The sequence below is a fragment of the Macromonas nakdongensis genome (genome assembly GCF_002837145.1).
Taxonomy (GTDB): Bacteria; Pseudomonadota; Gammaproteobacteria; order Burkholderiales; family Burkholderiaceae_C; genus Macromonas_B; species Macromonas_B nakdongensis.
Map to the genome: position 1 here is coordinate 1 of NZ_NWMV01000110.1, position 1,695 is coordinate 1,695.

Annotated in this window: 1 protein-coding gene; it reads left to right on the plus strand. The window is 69.2% G+C overall.

Annotation, left to right across the window (positions count from 1 at the left end):
• Positions 1-46 precede the first annotated feature (46 nt).
• Positions 47-1,513: a metalloprotease PmbA gene (pmbA, locus tag CON77_RS13275; RefSeq protein WP_101049894.1), complete on the plus strand. Its 1,467-nt coding sequence runs from the start codon at positions 47-49 to the stop codon at positions 1,511-1,513.
• The last annotated feature ends 182 nt before the right edge of the window (positions 1,514-1,695 follow it).

Here is a 1,695-nt window from a genome sequence, read left to right on the forward strand (position 1 = left end):
AGCCTTTGGTGGGTTTGCGTGCCATCCAAGTATCATAGCCGGCAGCATGAAAAAGACCCTGACTTCCACCGCCAGGCGTGACGCTTCGGGCGGTGCCTCGGCGCGTGCCCGCACCAGCGCTGCCCCCGTCCCGTCGGCCCCACCAGCCGGCTTTCAGTACAGCCGCGAGCAGTTTGAGGAACTGGCCGACCTGGCCCTGACCCACGCCAGGAAGCTGGGCGCCAGCGACGGTGGCGTGGAGGTGTCGGAGGGGGCGGGGCTGAGCGTGTCGGTGCGCAAGGGCGAGCTGGAGAATGTGGAGCGCAACCGCGACAAGTCGCTGGGCATCACCGTGTACCTGGGGCAGCGCCGCGGCAACGCGTCCACCTCCGACTTTTCCGCGGTGGCCATCCGCCAGACGGTGCAGGCGGCCTACGATATCGCGCGCTTCACTGCCGAAGACCCGGTCGCCGGCCTGCCCGACGAGCAGGACGTGGCCAACGACTACCCCGAACTCGACTTGTTCCACCCCTGGACCATCGGCGCCGAGGAGGCGGTGCAGATCGCCCTGCGCTGCGAGGCCGCGGCACTGGCCACCAGCAAGCAGATCAGCAACAGCGAGGGCGCGGGCGTCTCGGCCCAGCAGTCGCACTTTTTCACCGAACACCTGCGCGGCGGCGAACGTGGTCGCCAAGGCATTTTTCGGGGCGGGTACGCCAGTTCGCGCCACAGCTTTTCGGTCTCGCCCATCGCCGGCAAAGGGGCCCGCATGCAGCGCGACTACTGGTTCAGCTCCATGCGTTCGCCGACCGAACTGGCCAGCCCCGAGGCCGTGGGCCGCTACGCCGCCGAGCGCGCGCTGGCGCGCCTGAACCCGCGCAAGATCGCCACCACCGAATGCCCGGTGCTGTTCGAGGCGCCGCTGGCCGCCGGCCTGCTGGGGGCGTTCGTGCAGGCCATCAGTGGCGGTGCGCTCTACCGCAAGACCAGCTTCCTGGTGGACAGCCTGGGCCGCCAGGTCTTTCCCGGGCACATCGACCTGTTCGAGGATCCCCTCATCCTGGGGGGCAAGGGCAGCGCGCCGTTCGACGACGAGGGCGTCAAGACCGTGGCGCGCCAGGTGGTGGGCGCCGGTTGTGTGAAGGGCTATTTCCTGAGCACCTATTCGGCGCGCAAGCTGGGCATGCGCACCACGGGCAACGCGGGCGGCTCGCACAACCTCTACCTCAGCAGCCGCCAGACGCAGGCCGGCGACGACCTGGACGCCATGCTGCGCAAGCTGGGCACCGGCCTGTTCGTGACCGAGTTGATGGGGCAGGGCGTGAACTACGTCACCGGCGATTATTCGCGCGGCGCGGCCGGCTACTGGGTGGAAAACGGCCAGATCGCCTACCCGGTGCAGGAAATCACCATCGCCGGCAACCTGAAGGACATGTTCCTCGGCATCGAGGCCATCGGGTCGGATGTCTACGGTTACGGCGCCAAGAACGTGGGTTCGGTGTTGCTCAACCGCATGAAAGTGGCCGGCAGCTGAGGCCGGGGCCGGCGCTTCAGGCCGGTTCGGGCAGGGCGGCCACCGCCACTGGCTGCCCCCACAGCAGGCCCATGACCTGGCGCGCGCGGTCCAGGTCGCCGCTGCTCCAAAAATGGGTCTCGCCGTGCGTGGCCGGGCAGCGCAGGCCGAGCGCGTCCAGCCGCCGCGCCAGCTCGCGCGCC